The 17,640-nt window shown below is 71.8% G+C and carries 18 protein-coding genes; 5 read left to right on the plus strand and 13 right to left on the minus strand.

Going from position 1 to position 17,640, the window contains the following annotated elements:
• Positions 1 to 70 precede the first annotated feature (70 nt).
• Positions 71 to 1,318 (plus strand): TerD family protein, encoded by a 1,248-nt coding sequence (locus Scani_RS26115; RefSeq protein ID WP_159482377.1) that lies wholly within the window; start codon positions 71 to 73, stop codon positions 1,316 to 1,318.
• 97 nt (positions 1,319 to 1,415) lie between these two features.
• Here Scani_RS26115 and Scani_RS26120 read toward each other — a convergent pair whose 3' ends face one another.
• Positions 1,416 to 2,438 carry an LLM class flavin-dependent oxidoreductase gene (locus Scani_RS26120; protein ID WP_159480270.1) on the minus strand — a complete coding sequence of 341 codons (1,023 nt, stop codon included), beginning with the start codon at positions 2,436 to 2,438 and terminating at the stop codon, positions 1,416 to 1,418.
• A 123-nt stretch (positions 2,439 to 2,561) separates the two neighbouring features.
• Here Scani_RS26120 and Scani_RS26125 point away from each other — a divergent pair, with 123 nt between their 5' ends.
• On the plus strand, positions 2,562 to 3,467 hold the full coding sequence (locus Scani_RS26125; RefSeq protein ID WP_159480271.1) for a class I SAM-dependent methyltransferase: 906 nt from the start codon (positions 2,562 to 2,564) through the stop codon (positions 3,465 to 3,467).
• On the opposite strand, the gene Scani_RS26130 is transcribed toward Scani_RS26125, so the two are convergent.
• Together Scani_RS26130 and Scani_RS26135 are read right to left on the minus strand one after the other, a co-directional pair.
• Entirely contained in the window at positions 3,464 to 4,921 is a 1,458-nt protein-coding gene (locus tag Scani_RS26130; protein ID WP_159480272.1) for an alkaline phosphatase PhoX, read from the minus strand. The genes Scani_RS26125 and Scani_RS26130 overlap by 4 nt on opposite strands.
• 207 nt (positions 4,922 to 5,128) lie before the next feature.
• Positions 5,129 to 6,646: a hypothetical protein gene (locus Scani_RS26135; RefSeq protein ID WP_159480273.1), complete on the minus strand. Its 1,518-nt coding sequence runs from the start codon at positions 6,644 to 6,646 to the stop codon at positions 5,129 to 5,131.
• Between the two features lie 257 nt (positions 6,647 to 6,903).
• Here Scani_RS26135 and Scani_RS26140 point away from each other — a divergent pair, with 257 nt between their 5' ends.
• The 3 genes from Scani_RS26140 (at position 6,904) to dapA (ending at position 10,133) form a co-directional block, all read left to right on the plus strand.
• Entirely contained in the window at positions 6,904 to 8,742 is a 1,839-nt protein-coding gene (locus Scani_RS26140; RefSeq protein ID WP_159480274.1) for a DUF8508 domain-containing protein, read from the plus strand.
• Between the two features lie 124 nt (positions 8,743 to 8,866).
• Positions 8,867 to 9,016, plus strand: a complete 150-nt coding sequence (locus Scani_RS40065; RefSeq protein ID WP_018091848.1) for a hypothetical protein — start codon at positions 8,867 to 8,869, stop codon at positions 9,014 to 9,016.
• A 148-nt stretch (positions 9,017 to 9,164) separates the two neighbouring features.
• On the plus strand, positions 9,165 to 10,133 hold the full coding sequence (gene dapA, locus Scani_RS26145; protein WP_159480275.1) for a 4-hydroxy-tetrahydrodipicolinate synthase: 969 nt from the start codon (positions 9,165 to 9,167) through the stop codon (positions 10,131 to 10,133).
• On the opposite strand, the gene Scani_RS26150 is transcribed toward dapA, so the two are convergent.
• From Scani_RS26150 to sufD, 10 genes are all read right to left on the minus strand, one after another.
• Positions 10,042 to 10,992, minus strand: a complete 951-nt coding sequence (locus tag Scani_RS26150; protein ID WP_159480276.1) for an EI24 domain-containing protein — start codon at positions 10,990 to 10,992, stop codon at positions 10,042 to 10,044. The genes dapA and Scani_RS26150 overlap by 92 nt on opposite strands.
• A 159-nt stretch (positions 10,993 to 11,151) precedes the next feature.
• The gene (gene dapD, locus Scani_RS26155) at positions 11,152 to 12,147 is read right to left on the minus strand and encodes a 2,3,4,5-tetrahydropyridine-2,6-dicarboxylate N-succinyltransferase (RefSeq protein WP_159480277.1); all 996 of its coding nucleotides are present in this window, start codon (positions 12,145 to 12,147) and stop codon (positions 11,152 to 11,154) included.
• Positions 12,148 to 12,259: 112 nt separating this feature from the next.
• Positions 12,260 to 12,799 carry a TetR/AcrR family transcriptional regulator gene (locus tag Scani_RS26160; protein ID WP_159480278.1) on the minus strand — a complete coding sequence of 180 codons (540 nt, stop codon included), beginning with the start codon at positions 12,797 to 12,799 and terminating at the stop codon, positions 12,260 to 12,262.
• Positions 12,799 to 13,119, minus strand: a complete 321-nt coding sequence (locus Scani_RS26165; RefSeq protein ID WP_159480279.1) for a DMT family transporter — start codon at positions 13,117 to 13,119, stop codon at positions 12,799 to 12,801. The genes Scani_RS26160 and Scani_RS26165 overlap by 1 nt, the downstream gene beginning before the upstream one ends.
• A gap of 127 nt (positions 13,120 to 13,246) precedes the next feature.
• Positions 13,247 to 13,588 carry a metal-sulfur cluster assembly factor gene (locus Scani_RS26170; protein WP_159480280.1) on the minus strand — a complete coding sequence of 114 codons (342 nt, stop codon included), beginning with the start codon at positions 13,586 to 13,588 and terminating at the stop codon, positions 13,247 to 13,249.
• The gene (sufU, locus tag Scani_RS26175; protein ID WP_030411905.1) at positions 13,585 to 14,043 is read right to left on the minus strand and encodes a Fe-S cluster assembly sulfur transfer protein SufU; all 459 of its coding nucleotides are present in this window, start codon (positions 14,041 to 14,043) and stop codon (positions 13,585 to 13,587) included. The genes Scani_RS26170 and sufU overlap by 4 nt, the downstream gene beginning before the upstream one ends.
• Before the next feature lie 54 nt (positions 14,044 to 14,097).
• Positions 14,098 to 15,354: a cysteine desulfurase gene (locus Scani_RS26180; protein WP_159480281.1), complete on the minus strand. Its 1,257-nt coding sequence runs from the start codon at positions 15,352 to 15,354 to the stop codon at positions 14,098 to 14,100.
• On the minus strand, positions 15,351 to 16,115 hold the full coding sequence (gene sufC, locus Scani_RS26185) for a Fe-S cluster assembly ATPase SufC (RefSeq protein WP_159480282.1): 765 nt from the start codon (positions 16,113 to 16,115) through the stop codon (positions 15,351 to 15,353). The genes Scani_RS26180 and sufC overlap by 4 nt, the downstream gene beginning before the upstream one ends.
• A 7-nt stretch (positions 16,116 to 16,122) precedes the next feature.
• On the minus strand, positions 16,123 to 16,440 hold the full coding sequence (locus Scani_RS26190; RefSeq protein ID WP_159480283.1) for a non-heme iron oxygenase ferredoxin subunit: 318 nt from the start codon (positions 16,438 to 16,440) through the stop codon (positions 16,123 to 16,125).
• Positions 16,437 to 17,621 carry a Fe-S cluster assembly protein SufD gene (sufD, locus tag Scani_RS26195; protein ID WP_159480284.1) on the minus strand — a complete coding sequence of 395 codons (1,185 nt, stop codon included), beginning with the start codon at positions 17,619 to 17,621 and terminating at the stop codon, positions 16,437 to 16,439. The genes Scani_RS26190 and sufD overlap by 4 nt, the downstream gene beginning before the upstream one ends.
• Positions 17,622 to 17,640: the final 19 nt, after the last annotated feature.

Consider the following 17,640-nt stretch of genomic DNA (forward strand, 5'->3'; position numbering starts at 1 on the left):
CGGGCGGCCGTCCGGTCGCAGGTAATGGAACCGCAAAGGCGAGCCGATCGTTGAGCCCGGCATGACCGCTATGACTCCTGGCTCGAACCTCCCGCTCAACGCCGTGCGGGTGGCGGTGGACGTCACCGCCCCCGTGCGGCTGGACGTGTCGGGCCTGCTGCTCGCCGCCAACGGCAAGGTGCGCTCCGACGACGACTTCGTGTTCTACAACCAGCCCAGCGGACCGGGCGTGACGCACTCCGCGGCGGCCGGCGGCGGCGACACCATCACGGTGGACACCGCCGCGGTCCCCGAGGGCATCGAGAAGATCGTGGTCACCGCCAGCCCGGACGCCCCCGGCGCGACCTTCGCCGGCACGGAGCCGACCGGCACGGTCCGCAATGCCGACGACGGCAGCGTCATCGCCTCCTTCACCCCGCCGCAGCTGGGCACCGAGACCGCGCTGGTGGTCGTCGAGATCTACCGCCGCGGCGGCGTCTGGAAGGTCCGCGCGGTCGGCCAGGGCTACGCCGACGGCCTGGCGGGCATCGCCACCGACTTCGGCGTCAGCGTGGAGGAACCGGCCGTACCCGCCGCCGCCCCGCAGGCGCCCCCCGCTCCCCCGGCGCCGCCGGCTCCCCCGGCCCCCGCCGGCCAGTGGGGTCCGCCCGCGGGCGCCCCGGCCCCGGTGGCCCCGCCGCCGGCCGCCGCACCCCAGGCCCCGGCCGCGCCCCAGGCCGCCGCCCCGGCACCCGGCGCCGGCAAGATCAACCTCGACAAGGGCCGCGTCAGCCTCCAGAAGAACCAGACCGTTTCGCTGGTCAAGGGCGGCCGTCCGCTGCTCACCTCGGTCACGATGGGCCTCGGCTGGGAGCCCGCCTTCCGTGGCAAGAGCATCGACCTGGACGCCTCGGTCATCGCCTACGGCCCGGACCGCAAGAAGGTCGACAACTGCTTCTTCGGCAAGCTGATGATCCTGGGCGGCGCGGTCCAGCACTCCGGCGACAACCTCACCGGCGAGGGCGCCGGTGACGACGAGGCGATCACCGTCCACCTCGGCGGGGTGCCCCCCGAGGTCACCGGCCTGGTCTTCGTCGTGAACTCCTTCTCCGGCCAGAAGTTCTCCGACGTCGCCAAGGCGTACTGCCGTCTGGTGGACACCCAGAGCGGCGCGGAGCTGGTCCGCTTCGACCTCACCCACGCCGAGCCCCGTACGGGCGTGATGATGGCGAAGCTGATCCGCCAGTTCTCCGGCGAGTGGGAGATGACCGCGATGGGCGAGTTCGTCGACGCCCGTACGGTGCGCGGCATGGTCAAGCCCGCCGCCCAGGCCCTGTGAGCCGCCGGCGCCCGGGCCCGGTGAACCGCTGACGCCCGTCTCCCCGACGGCCCTCGGACCCGCCCGCCACGGCGGGTCCGGGCCGCGCGCCGGCGGCTCAGGCACGGGCCGTCAGCCCCGCCACCTCCGCCAGCCGCTCGAAGGACTCCACCAGCGCCGCCCGGTCGTAGGAGCTGGTGGTGACCAGCACCTCGTCCGCGGCGCTGCGCTCGATCAGGGTCCCCAGGGCGTCGGCGACCTGCTCCTGGGTGCCGTGGAGCTGCCCGGCCAGGGCGTCCTCGTAGAACCCCCGCTCGCGCTCCGGCAGCGCGGCCACGGCCGCCGGACCGGGCTCCGCGGGCCGCAGCGGCGGAAACACCCCATGGGTACGCGAGTACGCCAGCGACCGGGCCTCCGGCAGCAACAGCCGGCGGGCCCGCTCCGCGGTGCCGGCCACCGCCACCGCCCCGGAGATCACCACATACGGCCGCTCCCACATCCCGGAGGGGCGGAACGCCTCCCGGTAGGCGTCGATGGCGTCCAGCATCTTCTGCCGGCCGCGGAAGTCGCCGATGACCAGCGCCAGCCCGGCTTCCGCGGCGATCCGTGCGCCCGCGCCCGTGGCCAGGACGAACGCCGGGACCCGCAGCCCCTCGGCGGGCCAGGCGTGCACCTGCGAAGGGGCGGTCCCCCGGCCCGCGAAGTACCCCAGCAGCTCGGCCAGTTGCGCACCGAAGCCGTCGGCGGCGTCCTTGTCCGTGCCCAGCGCCCGGCGGATTCCGCCGGTGAAGCCCACCGACCGGCCGAGCCCCATGTCGATCCGGCCGGGGAACAGCGACTCCAGCACCCCGAACTCCTCGGCGACCAGCAGCGGCCGGTGGTTGGGCAGCATCACCCCGCCGGTGCCGACCCGGATGGCCGAGGTCGCCGAGGCCACCGCGGCGGCCAGGACCGTCGGCGCGGAGCCGGCGACGCCGGGCACACCGTGGTGCTCGGAGACCCAGAAGCGGTGGTAGCCCAGCTTCTCGGCGCGCCGCGCCAGGTCCACCGTGTCCCGCAGCGCCGCCGCGGGCGGATGGCCCTCCCTGGTGCGGGAACGGTCCAGGACCGAAAATTGTGTCGTCCGTATCGTCGAGCTCACCACCTCTCCTTCAACGTCCGCCCGCCCCCACCATTCCCCTCTTCCCGCCACGCCCTTCGGCCCCGCCCGTCACGGCCCGGCCCGTCACGGCGCGTCCCCCACGGCACGCACGAGGAGTGTTCGATGACGCAGCAGCCGCCGCCGGCCGGACCCGCCGACCCCCCGGACGGCCCAGCACCCCCGGACCTTCCCGACCGGGTCGCCCGGACCTACGGCGAGCTCGACCTCAGCACCGTCCCCGCCTTCGCCGGCGGCTTCATCAATTTCGGCTACTGGACGGGCCTGCCCGGCCCCGCCGACCGGCCGCTGACCGAGGCCGACCGGATCCGCAGCGAGCAGGACCTCTACCGCCTGGTGCTCGGTGCCTTCGACCGGCCGCGGGGCCGCACCGCCCTCGACATCGGCTGCGGACGCGGGCTGGGCTCCGCGCTGGCGCTGCGGGAGTACGGCCTGGGCACCGTCATCGGCATGGACGCCCACCCCGACCAGATCGCCCGCGCCCGGGAGGCGAACGCGGCGCTGCTCGCCCCCGGCGCGGACGCCACCGGGCGGCTGGAGTTCCTCCAGGGCGCGGCCCAGCGCATCCCGCTGCCCGACGGCAGCATCGACTGCCTCTTCTCCGTCGAGGCGGCGCAGCACTTCCGCGATCTGCCCGGCTTCGCCCGGGAGGCTGCGCGGGTCCTGCGTCCGGGCGGGCGGCTGGCGCTGACGACGTTCTTCGCCCGCACCCGGGCGGCCGCCCGGGTGCTGCCCGCCCTGCTGCCCCCGTACGCCGACGGCCTGGACGTCCCGCACGTGGTCGACGAGGCCGCCGGGGCGCTGACCACGGCGGGTCTGCGCGAGGTCCGGGTCCGGTCCATCGGCGACGGCGTCTGGGAGTACTACGACCGCTATATGGCGCAGCAGCCCGGCCTCCGCGACGAGTGGCCGCGGCGCTATCTGACGGCGTACGAGACCGGGCTGCTGGACTACTACGTGCTCACGGCCGGGGCGGACCGGGACGCCCGCCCCGCCGGGGACACCCCCTAGCGCTGACGGCGCTGCCGCTTCCAGGGGCCGGTGATGGCCAGCATGATGCCGGGCTCCTGGATGTTGGCGAACAGCGTGTGCCCGTCCGGGGAGAACACCGGCCCGGTGAACTCGCTGAACTCCGGCTCCTGCGCGGTGCCGATGTTGAGGTCGTTGCGGGCGATCGGGTAGGTCCGGCCGTCGTCGGTGGCCCCGAAGAGGTGCTGTACGCCCTCGCCGTCCTCGGCGATGATCAGCCCGCCGTAGGGCGAGACCGTGATGTTGTCCGGGCCGTCCAGCGGGCCGTCCTCCGACGGGTGCTGATTGACGCCCAGCAGCACCTTCAGGGTCAGCGTCCGCCGCCGCGGGTCGTAGAACCAGACCTGGCCGTCGTGCTGGACCGGGCTCTCGGCACGGGCGTACGAGGACACCACGTACGCACCGCCGTCGGCCCACCACAGGCCCTCCAGCTTGCGGGCGCGGGTGACCTCACCGGTCTTGAACTGCTTGCGCACCGAGGCCTTGCGGGCGTCGCGGTCGGGGACCTCGGCCCAGTCGACGCCGTAGACGGTGCCGGCCTTGGTGGCACGCGAGAGGTCGTCGACGAACCGGCCGCCGGAGTCGAAGCACTTGAAGGCCTCCAGCACACCGGCGTCGTCGGCCAGCGTGCGCAGCTGCCCGCGGCCGTGGCGGAAGCCGTGCGGCGGGGTCCAGCGGTAGAAGAGACCGTTGGGGGTGTCGGCGTCCTCGGTCAGGAAGAGGTGGCCGCGCTTGGGGTCGACGACCACCGCTTCGTGGGCGTAGCGCCCCAGCGCCTTGAGGGGCTTGGGGTCGCGGCCGGCCCGGCGGTCGTGCGGGTCGACCTCGAAGGCATAACCGTGGTCCTTGGTCATGCCGTGCTCGCCGGCCTTGTCCTCGTTCTCCTCGCAGGTGAGCCAGGTGCCCCAAGGGGTGGTGCCGCCCGCGCAGTTGGTGGAGGTACCGGCGATGCCCACCCACTCGCCGACCGGCGTACCGTCCTTGGCGACCTCGACGACGGTGCAGCCGCCGGCCGCCGCCGGGTCGTAGACCAGCCCCTCGGTCAGCGGCACGGGGTGCGGCCAGTTGGCGCGCGGGCCCTTCAGCTCGTGGTTGTTGACGAGGAGGGTGGTGCCGCGGTGGCCCGCGAAGGTGCCGGTGCCGTCATGGTTGGAGGGGGTGGACTCACCGCTGTCGAGCTTGGTGACGCCGGTCCGGGTGATGATCTTGTACGAGAACCCGGCGGGCAGCGCGAGGATGCCGTCCGGGTCCGCGACCAGCGGGCCGTAGCCGACGCCGTGGCCGTGGCCGTCCGCAGCGCCGTCGGCGCCGGCGTCCGGCAGCTCCGCGCCGATGGCTCCGGGCGCGGTGGCCAGCACCCCGACGCTGCCGGCCAGCGTGACCCCCGCGCCGGCGAGGGCGGAACGCTTGGCGAAGTCTCTGCGGGTGAGCGGCATTGTCATCTCCTGGATGGCCGGATTCTTCTCCCCTGTGCCTGCGCCGCACACGCTCTCGTGCGTCGTCGAACTCCAGTTGAACGCCGTGCGACATCCAGGAAGCAGTTGGGGCCGGTCCGGCGGATCAGGAACGGGCAGGCCCTGATCCCTGATCCGCCGGACCGGCCCCGGGCGTGGCGGGTCCGCCCCGGCCGCGCCGGTGTCCGCTCAGCCGGACTGCCGCGAGCGCGCCTTGAACGCGGCCTTGCGGGCCTCCTTGGCGGCCTTCTTGTCCGGGTGCAGCCGGCCCATGGCCTCCAGGACATCGGCGGTGGCCGGGTGGTCCACCCGCCAGGCCGTGTCGAAGAAGCCGCTGTGCTGCTCGGTCAGGCCCTGCACCAGGTCGCGCAGCTCGCCCGCGGCGTCCTCGTCGGCGCTGTCGAGCTGCGCCGCGATGGTGTCCACCGTCAGCCAGAAGATCATCTCCTGGGACGGTTCGGGGATGCCGGGCAGCGCGCGCTCGGCGAGCCAGACCCGGGCCAGGCCGCCGAGCTGCCGGTCGTCGAGCACGTCGCGCAGCGCGGCCTCGGCGTCCGGCGAGACCAGCGAGAGGGTCTGCTGGGCTGCCAGCCGGCGCCGCGGGGCGCGGTCGTCGTCGCCGCGGGCGGCGGCGAGCAGGTCCCGTGCGGCGTCCAGGGGCGTACGGGCGGCGAGCCACTGCTCGGACTCGGCCTGGGCGAGCGCCTCGGGGTAGTCGGGCAGCGCCTCCAGGAGGACGTCGGCGCCCTTGTCGGCGAGGTCGCCGACCGCCGGGGCGTGCACCCCCGCGTCCAGCATCCGGGCGCGCACGGCGTAGACGCCGAGCGGGGTGAGGCGGACCAGGCCGTAGCGGGAGACGTCCTCGTCCGTCAGCGGCTCCGCGGCGGAGGCCGCCCCGGCGGACCCCGGGGAGAGGACCGTCTCGCCGTCCTCGTCCAGCTCCTCGATGAGCGCCTCGTCGACGGGCCGGTAGGCGACCAGACCGATCGGCTCCAGCACCCGGAACTGGTCGTCCAGGCGCATCATCGCCTCGGAGACCTCTTCGAGGACGTCGTCGGTGGGCTCCTCCATATCGTCCGGGACGATCATGGAGGCGGCCAGCGCGGGCAGCGGAACGTCCTGGTCGGGGCTCTCGTTCAGGGCCGTGAGCAGGTAGAGGTTGCCGAGGATGCCGTCCAGCAGCTCGGCCTCCTCCTCCGGGTTCCAGTCGATCGCGTCCAGATCGAGTTCGCCGCCCTCGGTGAGCTGGTCGGCGAGGTCGGCGAGGTCGGGCGCCGCCGCGTCGGCGAGCACCGTCTCCATGCCGCCGAGCCAGATGTCGAGGATGTCCTGCGGGCTGCCGGAGGTGAGCAGGCCCAGCTCCTCGCCGGGGGTGGCGGTGCCGGCGGCGGCATCGTCGGGGAGGTCGGCGCCGTCCTCGCCGTCGGCGGTCTCCTCGATCTCCACGAGTCCGGTGTCCACCGCCAGCTGCCAGGCCTCGGCGGTGTAGGCGGCGCCGTCCTCGTCGCCGGCCAGGCCGAGGTGCTCGGTGGCGGCGGCCAGCGGCTCGTCGAGGATCTGGCCGCCGACGCCGACCGCGACGCCCCGCTCGGCCCAGCGGGCGAGCTTCGCGGCGCGGGCCAGCAGGGGGGCGCTCAGCGCGTCCCGGGCCAGTTCCGCTTCGGAGTGCAGCCGCACCGGCGGCAGGGTGGGGCGGTCTGCGGACATCGGGTGTTCAGCTCCTCGGACGGACTACGGCTGGGGGTACCTCCCAGCGGTAGCTGGGGCAGTGCGCCGACCAAGCGTAGACGGAATTCCCCGTAACTCGGACGGTTCACCCACCCGTCCCCTCCCGGTCACCAAGAGAAGCTTGACAACTCCCCTGCGTGCACAAGAGATTGACGCAGATCGACGCGCGTAGCGCGCGCCGCTCCGGCTCCGCACGCACATTCATCTGCCACCCCCCATATCCCTCGGAGGCATGCATGCCGTCCCGTCGTTCGCTCCGCAAACCGGTCACCGTCAGCGCGGTGGTCTGCGCCGCCCTGGCCGGCGGACTGCTCACCGCCACCCAGTCCGCCTCGGCGGCCGGTGCCCGGATCCACGACATCCAGGGCAGCACCCGAATATCCCCGCTGGCCGGACAGCAGGTCAGCGAGGTGCCCGGCACGGTCACCGCGATCCGGTCGTTCGGCTCGGCGCGTGGTTTCTGGGTGCAGGACCCGCAGCCCGACAAGAACCCCGCCACCAGCGAGGCGGTCTTCGTCTTCACCGGAAAGGAGACGCCGAAGGTCGCCGTCGGCGACGCGCTCACCTTCTCCGGCACGGTCAGTGAGTACTACCCGGGCGGCAAGGACGCCGGTCTGCAGTCCGTCACCGAGATCACCGGCGCGACCTGGACGGTGAACTCCTCCGGCGCCCCGGTGCCGGCCGCCTTCAAGCTCAACCCGTCCTCGGTGCCGAACCGTTACGCCCCTGCCGCGGGCGGCAAGAGCATCGAGTCGCTGAAGCTGCGCCCCACGTCGTACGCCCTGGACCGCTACGAGTCGCTGGAGGGCATGCGGGTCTCGGTCTCGCGCGCCCCGGTCGTCGGCCCGACCAACAGCTACCACGAGCTGTGGGTGACCGCCGAGCCCCGCCACCAGCGCACGGCCCGCGGCGGCACGCTCTACCGCTCGTACGCGGACCCCAACGGCGGCCGGATCAAGGTGGCGTCGCTGATCCCGTTCTCCCAGCAGCCGTTCCCGGTGGCCGATGTCGGCCAGACGCTGGCCGGCACCACCGCCGGCCCGCTGGACTACGACAACTTCGGCGGCTACACCCTGCAGGCCACCGAGCTGGGCAAGGCCACCGGCGAAAGCCCCGCGTCGGAGACCACCCGCAAGCAGAAGTCCGACGAGCTGGCGGTGGCCACCTACAACGTCGAGAACCTCTCCCCCGCCACCCCGCAGGCCAAGTTCGACCGGCTGGCGAAGGCGCTGGTGCAGAACCTGTCCTCGCCCGATGTCGTGGCGCTGGAGGAGGTCCAGGACGACAGCGGCCCCAAGGACAACGGGGTGGTCACCGCCGGGGAGACCCTCAAGAAGCTGACCGACGCCATCAAGGCGGCCGGCGGTCCCGCGTACGAGTGGCGGCAGATCGACCCCGCCAACGACCAGGACGGCGGCCAGCCCGGCGGCAACATCCGGACGGCGTTCCTGTTCAACCCCGACCGGGCGTCCTTCACGGACATCAAGGGCGGCGACGCCACCACCCCGGTGAAGGTGGTCGACGACCACGGCAAGGCCACGCTGTCCGCCTCCCCCGGCCGGATCGCGCCCGCCGACGAGGCGTGGAAGAGCAGCCGCAAGCCCCTGGTCGGGCAGTTCTCCGCGAAGAGCCGCCCCGGCAGCCGGGTGTTCGTGATCGCCAACCACTTCAACTCCAAGGGCGGCGACCAGGGCCTGGACAGCCGTTTCCAGCCGCCGGCCCGGACCTCCGAGACCCAGCGCACCGCGCAGGCCCGGCTGGTCAATGCCTTCGTCAAGGACCTGCTGGCCAAGGACCCGAAGGCCGGTGTCGTGGTGGCCGGTGACCTCAACGACTACGAGTTCTCACCGGCGCTGAAGAACCTCACCGCCGGGGGTGTGCTCACCGACCAGGTCCGCCGGCTGCCCGCCGCGGAGCGCTACGGCTATGTCTACAACGGCAATTCGCAGGTGCTGGACCACATGCTCACCAGCCGTCCGCTGACCCGGGCCGACTACGACATCGTGCACGTCAACGCCGAGTACGCCGACCAGGCCAGCGACCACGATCCGCAGGTGCTGCGCATCAAGCCGTAACCGGCGGCACATCACCCCGTGTGACACTCCCGTCACTCTCCTGGCCCACGCCGGGGGGCCAACTGCCGCGGGGGGTGCGGTACTGGGGATGTAAGAACCATTCGGCGAGACATAGGGAGTCATCATGCCGAAGTCCCAGAACCGTAAGTCGGGCAACAAGGACCGTGCCGCCGAGCGGCGCACCGACCAGCGGAAGCCGAAGTCGTCGGAGGAGTCCGCAGCCGAGCGGACCCAGGACCTGAAGCGTTCGCGGAATGGCCTGACTGGCGCGTGATGGGCCTGTGATGCCCGAGCGGCCGTCGCACCGTAAGGCGCGGCGGCCGCTTCGCGTTCCTACCCCCGCGCTGGACGTAGCGCTGCTTAATAAATCAGCCAGCACAACTAAGTGGACGTGAAATATGAGGCGCCCCCAGACTCCTGGCATGGAGACCATGCCCGCCCCCCTCGCACCCCCGGTCGCCGCACCGCCCTTCGGCCGTACCGCGACCGCCATGATCACCCCGTTCACCGACGACGGAGCGCTCGACACCGAGGGCGCCCAGCGGCTCGCCACCCGTCTCGTCGACGACGGCGGCTGCGACGGGCTGGTGTTGAGCGGCACCACCGGGGAGGCCCCGACGACCTCGGACGCCGAGAAGGAGGCCCTGCTGCGGGCCGTGGTCGAGGCCGTGGGCGACCGGGCACGGATCACCGCCGGGGTCGGCACCCACGACACCCGGCACTCCGTCGCGCTGGCCCGCAGCGCCGAACGGGCAGGCGCACACGGCCTGTTGGTGGTCACGCCGTATTACTCACGGCCCACCCAGGAGTCCGTCGCCCACCACCTGCGCACGGTCGCGGACGCCACCGGACTGCCGGTGATGCTCTACGACATCCCGGGCCGCACCGGCACCGCGCTGGCCACCGGGACGCTGCTGCGGCTGGCCGCCCATCCGCGGATCGCGGCGGTCAAGGACTGTGCCTACGACCCGCTGAAGTCCGCGAAGGTGCTGGCCGCGACGGGCCTGGCCTACTACGCGGGCTGCGACGAACAGATCCTGCCGCTCCGCGCGCTCGGCGGCGCCGGCTGTATCAGCACCGCCGCCAATGCCGCGCCGCGGGCGGTGCGCGCCGTACTCGACGCCTTCGACGCCGGCGACACGGCCGAGGCGACCCGCCGTCAGCTCGCGCTGGTCCCGCTCATCGAGGCGATGACAGGCGGCGAGGCCCCGGGCACGGTCACCTCGAAGGCGCTGCTGAACCACCTCGGACTGCCCGCCGGACCGGTCCGCGGACCGCTGCTGGCGGCGGACGCCGAACTCACCAGCCGGCTGGTGGACGCGCTGCGGACGACCCTGGACCGGACTGCGGACGGGGATACTGCTGCGGTGCCTGCGGCTGTCCCTGGCTAGCGGGGAACGGTGCGGGGGCCGGCCCGAAGCCGCCCGGCGCGCCCGGCTGCCCGTACGGCACACCGGCGGCCGGGCCCTGGGCTGCCGCACCCTCGCCCCCGCCCGGGGCGGGCGGCTCGTCCTCGTCCGCCATCAGGTCGCGCACCAGCAGCGTCGCGCCGGCCACCGCACCCGGCATCAGCACGACCGCGACGAACGGGATCAGGAACAGCAGCACGACCGGGGTGCCGAAGCCGACCGCGAGCCCCTTGCGGCCCCGCAGCAGCCGCAGCCGCTCCCGCACCGGAACGTCCCGGCGCTGCATGGCCACCGAGGTGAGCTCGACGGCGAGGAAGAAGCCGGAGACGCAGAAGCCGATCGCGGGGATCACGGTCTGCCCGACGAAGGGCACGAACCCGAGCACGAACAGCAGGATCCCGAAGCCGGCGGCCCGCAGCAGCACATGGACGCTGTCCCGCAGGGCGATCCAGATCTCCTGCCACAGCGGACGGCCCGGGGACGGCGGGCAGTGTCCCTCGGACTCCTCGACCTTCTCCGACAGCGACTCGTAGAAGGGGTCGCCGATCAGCAGCGTGACGGCGGTGAACGTCAGCACCGACAGCATCAGCCCGCCGGCGAACAGCAGCGCCACGAACACCCCGCGCAGCAGCCCCTGCCAGGGCGAGCCCCAGCCGTCGGCGAACGGCGTCGCCCAGGCCGCGATGTCGCCGGACCAGAGGGCGAGCACGGTCAGCACCGCCGCGTACAGCACCAGGGCGATCAGCGCCGGAATCAGCCCGAATCCCCACCACCGGCCGTGCTGGGCGACCCAGCGCTGCCCCTTGCCCAGATACCGCATCCCCGCTACAAGATCACGCATACCGCACAGCCTATCGGCGCCGGGTGCGAGCGGGGACCGGGGCGGTACGGAGCGACAGCCGAAGCGGCCCGGCGGATGTCCCCGCCGGGCCGCTGACGCTGCCGTGCACGGTCGGCCGCGCACCGTCGGTGGTGCCACGGCCGGCCGTGGGTCGTGCGCTCAGTTGTGGCTGTGCAGCACCTCGTTGAGGCCGCCCCAGGTCGCCTTGTTCGGACGGGCCTCGACGGTGCCGGTGGTGGAGTTGCGGCGGAAGAGGATGTTGTCCGCGCCGGAGAGCTCCAGGGCCTTGACGATCTGGCCGTCGGGCAGCGTGACGCGGGTACCGGCGGTCACGTACAGCCCGGCCTCGACGACGCACTCGTCGCCGAGCGCGATGCCGATGCCCGACTCGGCGCCCAGCAGGCAGCGCTCACCGATGGAGATGATCTGCTTGCCGCCGCCCGAGAGGGTGCCCATGGTGGAGGCGCCGCCGCCGATGTCGGAGCCGTCGCCGACGACCACGCCCGCGCTGATCCGGCCCTCGACCATGGAGGTGCCCAGGGTCCCGGCGTTGAAGTTGACGAAGCCCTCGTGCATGACGGTGGTGCCGGCCGCGAGGTGCGCGCCCAGGCGCACCCGGTCGGCGTCCGCGATCCGCACCCCGGCGGGCGCGACGTAGTCGGTCATCCGCGGGAACTTGTCGATGCTGGTGACCTGGAGGTGCAGCCCCTCGGCGCGGGCGTTCAGCCGCACCGTCTCCACCTGGTCGACGGCGACCGGGCCCAGCGAGGACCAGGCGACGTTGGACAGCAGCCCGAAGAGGCCCTCCAGGTTCTGCCCGTGCGGCGTGACCAGCCGGTGGCTGAGCAGGTGGAGGCGCAGGTAGGCATCGTGCGCGTCCAGCGGCTTGTCGTCGAGGGAGGCGATGACCGTACGGACGGCGACGACCTCGACATCACGGACCGGGTCGGGGCCGATCGCCTTGAGCACGGCGGCGCCCAGCAGTTCGGTGGCGCGCTCGTCGTCGAGGTGCTCGGTGCCGGCCGGGCCGGGCGCACCGATCAGCTCGGGCGCCGGGAACCAGGTGTCGAGAACGGTGCCGTCGGAGGTGACGGTGGCGAGCCCGGCGGCGACGGCGCCGGTCGTACGGGAAGCGGAAACAGCAGCATCGGTCATGTCCGAAACCTAACCGGAGGGCGCCCGTGGAGGCGAACCGGTCTCAGCGGTCGGGCCGGGCAGTACGGCTCCTTCGCAGGACCGCCGGGGCTCGTACGACGGCCGGTCCTGCTCAGCCCAGCACCCCGGCCAGCCCGGCCCGCACCGCCTCGGGGTCGAAGGGCTGCCCGGTCAGCAGATGCTGCAACACCAGCCCGTCGGTGAGGGCCACCACCGTCCGCGCCGTGCGCACATCACCGATCCGTTGTCCGAGCAGCCGCACCATCTCGTCCAGGCACTCGGCGGCGATCGGCCGCACCGCCTCGTGCCGCAGCGCCGCCAGATACAGCTCGTACTCCAGCTCCATCCGCCTGCGGTCACCGGCCAGCGTGTCCTCGACCAGCCTCGCGACCTCCTCCGCGAGCGGTGCCGCCGGGTCGATCCCGTCGACCCAGCGTGCGAAGTCGGCCAGGCACACGACGTTGGACTGCCGCAGCGCGGCGACCAGCAGCTCGTCCAGGGACGCGAAGTGGTACGTGGTCGAGCCGAGCGGCACATCCGCCGCGGCGGCCACGGCGCGGTGGCTGAGCCCGGCGATCCCGCGCTCACCGACCACGGCGATCGCCGCGTCGATGATCCGCTGCCGCCGGTCCGGGTCGTAGCGCCGGGCCATCAGTGCGCCCCGTCCAGATTCAGCACCACGACCCCGGCGATGACCAGCAGCACCCCGAGGATCTTGAGCGCACTGGCGCTCTCCCCCAGGAAGACCATCCCGATCGCGGCGATCAGCGCGGTTCCGATGCCCGCCCAGATGGCGTAGGCGGTGCCGACGCTCATCGTCCTGAGCGTCTGCGCGAGGAGGAAGAAGGCGAGGAGGTAGCCCGCCGCGGTGTACAGCGACGGCCACAGCTTGCTGAAGCCGTCGCTGTACTTCATCGCGGTGGTCGCGAGCACCTCGGACAGGATCGCGCCGGCGAGCATCAGATAGGCCATGCGTACGAGCGTACACAACGTTGCGTACGGGCGTACATATCCCTGCGGTGCGCGTCCCGGACGCCGAAAACGGCCGTGCCCGCCAGTGGTGGCTGGCGGGCACGGCCGTATCGCTCGGGAGATCTCGTCAGACGTTGAAGCCCAGCGCGCGGAGCTGCTCGCGGCCGTCGTCGGTGATCTTGTCCGGGCCCCACGGGGGCATCCAGACCCAGTTGATCTTCAGTTCGTTGACGATGCCGTCCGTGGCGGACTTCGCCTGGTCCTCGATGACGTCGGTCAGCGGGCAGGCCGCGGAGGTCAGCGTCATGTCGATGGTGGCGATGTTGGCGTCGTCGACGTGAATGCCGTAGATCAGCCCCAGGTTGACGACGTCGATGCCCAGCTCGGGGTCCACGACGTCGTACAGCGCCTCGCGGACCTCTTCCTCCGAGGCCGGCTTGGTGGTGGTGGTGGTCGGGGTGTCGGTCATGCGGTCTTCGCCTCCTCGGAGAGGGCCTTGGCCGTGGCGTCCTTCCAGGCCATCCAGCTGAGCAGCGCGCACTTCACGCGCGCCGGGTACTTCGAGACACCGGCGAACGCCACCGCGTCCTCCAGCACCTCCTCCATGGCGTCATCCGGCTCGACCTGCCCCTTGGACTGCATCAGCTCCAGGAACGTCTCCTGGATCTTCTGCGCCTCGCCGAGCTCCTTGCCGACCAGGAGGTCGTTGAGCACCGACGCGCTGGCCTGGCTGATGGAGCAGCCCTGGCCCTCGTAGGACACATCCTCAATCGTCGCGCCGTCGAGCCGCACGCGCAGCGTGATCTCGTCGCCGCAGGTGGGGTTGACGTGGTGCACCTCGGCGTCGCCGTCCCGAAGACCGCGCCCGTGCGGGTGCTTGTAGTGGTCCAGGATGACGTCCTGGTACATGGAATCCAGCTTCACGGCTCAGTCAGTCCTCGTCCTCATCCGCTGTGCTTGTTAACCGGCTGCGTCTGTTTAACCGAAGAAGTTGCGGACGTGCTCCAGGCCCTCGACCAAGGCATCGACCTCGGCGGGCGTGGAGTACAGATAGAACGACGCTCGCGTGGTCGCAGGAATTCCGAAGCGCAGGCAGACCGGCCGTGCGCAGTGGTGCCCCACGCGGACGGCGATGCCCTGCTCGTCCAGCACCTGGCCGACGTCGTGCGGGTGGATGTCACCGAGCGTGAAGGAGAGCGTCGCCCCGCGGTCCTCGGCCGTGCTCGGGCCGATGATGCGCAGGTCGGGGACCTCCAGCAGCCGCTTGACGGCGTACTCGGTGATCGCGTGCTCGTGCGCGGCGATGTGGTCCATGCCGATCGAGGAGAGGTAGTCCACGGCCGCGCCGAGGCCGACGGCCTGGGCGATCGGGGGCGTACCGGCCTCGAACTTGTGCGGTGCGGGCGCATAGGTCGAGGAGTGCATCGAGACGGTCTCGATCATCTCGCCGCCACCGAGGAACGGCGGGAGGTCCTCCAGCAGCTCCTGGCGGCCCCACAGCACACCGATGCCGGTCGGGCCGCACATCTTGTGGCCGGTGAAGGCCACGAAGTCGGCCTGCAGCGCCTGCACGTCCAGCACCATGTGCGGGGCGGCCTGCGAGGCGTCGATGCAGACCAGCGCGCCGACCTCCTGGGCGCGGCGGATGATCGTCTCGACCGGGTTGATGGTGCCCATGATGTTGGAGACCAGCGTGAAGGAGACGATCTTCGTCTGCTCCGTGATGATCTCTTCGATGTTGGACAGGTCGAGACGGCCGTCGTCAGTGATGCCGAACCACTTCAGCTTCGCACCGGTGCGCTGCGAGAGCAGCTGCCACGGAACGATGTTGGAGTGGTGCTCCATCTCCGTGATGACGATCTCGGTCTCGCGGTCCACGCGGTAGGGCTCTTCGGCCCAGCCGAGCATGTTGGCCACGAGGTTGAGCGATTCCGAGGCGTTCTTGGTGAAGATCACCTCGTCGCGGCTCGGTGCGTTGATGAAGGCGGCCACCTTGTCACGGGCACCTTCGTACAGCGCCGTGGCCTCCTCGGCGAGCACATGCACGCCGCGGTGGACGTTGGCGTTGTGGCGTTCGTAGTAGGCGTTCAGGGCGTCGAGGACCTGGCGCGGCTTCTGGGAGGTCGCCGCGTTGTCCAGGTACACGACCTTCTTCCCGTCGTGGACCTGACGGTCCAGAAGGGGGAAGTCCTTACGGATCGCCTCTGTGTCGAGGAGGCCCGGCAGCTGTGTCACGCGGTTGCGCCACCCTTCGTGTACTCCTCGTAGCCCTCGGCCTCGAGCTTGTCGGCGAGCTCGGCACCGCCGGACTCGGCGATCCGGCCGTTGGCGAAGACGTGGACCTGGTCGGGCTTGATGTAGCGCAGGATGCGCGTGTAGTGCGTGATCAGCAGGGTGCCGACCTCGCCGGTCTCGCGGACGCGGTTGACGCCCTCGGAGACGGTGCGCAGGGCGTCGACGTCCAGGCCGGAGTCGGTCTCGTCGAGGATCGCGATCGCGGGCTTGAGCAGCTCCAGCTGGAGGATCTCGTGGCGCTTCTTCTCACCGCCGGAGAAGCCCTCGTTGACGTTGCGCTCGGCGAAGGAGGGGTCCATCTGGAGCCGCTCCATGGCCTCCTTGACCTCCTTGACCCACAGCCGCAGCTTGGGGGCCTCGCCGCGGATCGCGGTCGCGGAGGTCCGCAGGAAGTTGGAGACCGAGACGCCGGGCACCTCGACCGGGTACTGCATGGCGAGGAAGACGCCGGCGCGGGCGCGCTCGTCGACGGACATCTCCAGGACGTTCTCGCCGTCGAGGGTGACCGTGCCACCGGTGATCGTGTACTTGGGGTGACCCGCAAGGGAGTAGGCGAGGGTCGACTTGCCGGAGCCGTTGGGGCCCATGATGGCGTGCGTCTCGCCCTGCTTCACGGTCAGGTCGACGCCCTTCAGGATCTCGCGCGGGCCGTTCTCGGCCTCGACGGAGACGTGCAGGTCGTGGATCTCAAGCGTTGCCATGGGGAACTCAGGACTCCTGGGTGACGGAGACGAGCACGTCGTCCCCTTCGATCTTTACGGGGTATACGGGGACGGGGCGCGTCGCGGGAAGGCCGTTCGGCTTGCCGGTACGCAGGTCGAAGCTCGAACCGTGCAGCCAGCACTCGATCGAGCAGTCCTCGACCTCGCCCTCCGAGAGGGAGACGTTCGCATGCGAGCAGATGTCGTTGATCGCGAACACCTCGCCCTCGGTGCGGACCAGGGAGACGGGCGTGCCGTCGAGCTCCACCCTCTTGGGGGTGTCGTCCTCCAGCTCGCTGAGCGCCGCTGCGCGTACGTACGTCATGCCGCGGACGCTTCCAGCTCGGCCTCGATCTTGCTCATCAGACGCTCTTCGACGTCCGGGAGACCGATCTGCTGGACCAGCTCGGCGAAGAAGCCGCGGACCACCAGCCGGCGGGCCTCGTCGGCCGGGATACCGCGGGCCATGAGGTAGAAGAGCTGCTCGTCGTCGAAGCGGCCGGTCGCCGAGGCGTGGCCGGCGCCGACGATCTCGCCGGTCTCGATCTCCAGGTTGGGCACCGAGTCGACCCGCGCGCCGTCGGTGAGGACGAGGTTGCGGTTGAGCTCGTAGGTGTCCGTGCCGGTCGCCGAGGCCCGGATCAGGACGTCGCCGATCCATACGGCGTGCGCGTCGTCGCCCTGCAGCGCGCCCTTGTAGACCACGTTCGAGCGGCAGTTGGACGCCTCGTGGTCGACGAAGAGCCGGTGCTCGTGGTGCTGGCCCTGCTCGGTGAAGTACAGGCCGTAGAACTCGGCCTCACCGCCGGGGCCCGCGTAGGTGACGCGCGGGTGCAGCCGGACGAGGTCGCCGCCGAAGGTGACGATCACGGACTTGAAGCTCGCGTCCCGGCCGACCAGGGCGTTGTGCTGCCCGACGTGCACCGCCCGCTCGTCCCAGTCCTGGACGGAGACGACGGTCAGCTTGGCGCCGTCACCGAGGAGGTAGTCGACGTTGGCGGCGAGCACCGCGTCACCGGTGTGGTCGATGACCACGACCGCCTCGGCGAACGCGCCGAGCTCGATGACCTGGTGGCCGTAGGCCGTGCCGCCCTCGCCGTGGACGGTGATCCGGATCGGCTCGGAGAGCTGCGCCTCCTTGGGGACCGAGATCACCGACGCCTTCTCGAAGGAGCTGTACGCCTGGGCGGCGACCCGGTCCACGGGCGTGCCGGCCTTGCCGACCCGCGGGTCGGCGCGGTCGACCAGCTCGTGGGTGACGCCCTCGGGAGCGGTGATGTCGATCTTCAGGTCGGGACCGCCGGCCTCGGCACTGCCGTCGTGCAGGCCCTTCAGGCGCGCGAGGGGCGTGAAGCGCCACTCCTCCTCGCGGCCGTGCGGCACCGGGAAGTCCGCCACGTCGTAGGACGGCGGGGCGCTCATCCGAGTGGCGACGGTGGACTCCGCGGCCACCGCGATGGAGCCGGTGGTCGTGGAACCCGCCGGGATGTTCTGAGCCTCAGCCATGGCTGTCGTAGTGCTCGCT

Origin of the sequence: Streptomyces caniferus, from assembly GCF_009811555.1 — a bacterium.
Classification (GTDB): domain Bacteria; phylum Actinomycetota; class Actinomycetes; order Streptomycetales; family Streptomycetaceae; genus Streptomyces; species Streptomyces caniferus.

Bases quoted from the DNA above. Each gene is read 5' to 3' on its own strand.
- Scani_RS26160 (WP_159480278.1), bottom strand. From the start codon at position 12,799: ATGGCCCGGCGCTACGACCCGGACCGGCGGCAGCGGATCATCGACGCG.
- Scani_RS40065 (WP_018091848.1), top strand. From the start codon at position 8,867: ATGCCGAAGTCCCAGAACCGTAAGTCGGGCAACAAGGACCGTGCCGCC.
- dapA (WP_159480275.1), top strand. From the start codon at position 9,165: ATGGAGACCATGCCCGCCCCCCTCGCACCCCCGGTCGCCGCACCGCCC.
- Scani_RS26135 (WP_159480273.1), bottom strand. From the start codon at position 6,646: ATGTCCGCAGACCGCCCCACCCTGCCGCCGGTGCGGCTGCACTCCGAA.
- dapD (WP_159480277.1), bottom strand. From the start codon at position 12,147: ATGACCGATGCTGCTGTTTCCGCTTCCCGTACGACCGGCGCCGTCGCC.
- Scani_RS26115 (WP_159482377.1), top strand. From the start codon at position 71: ATGACTCCTGGCTCGAACCTCCCGCTCAACGCCGTGCGGGTGGCGGTG.
- sufC (WP_159480282.1), bottom strand. From the start codon at position 16,115: ATGGCAACGCTTGAGATCCACGACCTGCACGTCTCCGTCGAGGCCGAG.
- Scani_RS26125 (WP_159480271.1), top strand. From the start codon at position 2,562: ATGACGCAGCAGCCGCCGCCGGCCGGACCCGCCGACCCCCCGGACGGC.
- Scani_RS26130 (WP_159480272.1), bottom strand. From the start codon at position 4,921: ATGCCGCTCACCCGCAGAGACTTCGCCAAGCGTTCCGCCCTCGCCGGC.
- Scani_RS26150 (WP_159480276.1), bottom strand. From the start codon at position 10,992: ATGCGTGATCTTGTAGCGGGGATGCGGTATCTGGGCAAGGGGCAGCGC.
- sufD (WP_159480284.1), bottom strand. From the start codon at position 17,621: ATGGCTGAGGCTCAGAACATCCCGGCGGGTTCCACGACCACCGGCTCC.
- Scani_RS26190 (WP_159480283.1), bottom strand. From the start codon at position 16,440: ATGACGTACGTACGCGCAGCGGCGCTCAGCGAGCTGGAGGACGACACC.
- Scani_RS26140 (WP_159480274.1), top strand. From the start codon at position 6,904: ATGCCGTCCCGTCGTTCGCTCCGCAAACCGGTCACCGTCAGCGCGGTG.
- Scani_RS26165 (WP_159480279.1), bottom strand. From the start codon at position 13,119: ATGGCCTATCTGATGCTCGCCGGCGCGATCCTGTCCGAGGTGCTCGCG.
- Scani_RS26170 (WP_159480280.1), bottom strand. From the start codon at position 13,588: ATGACCGACACCCCGACCACCACCACCACCAAGCCGGCCTCGGAGGAA.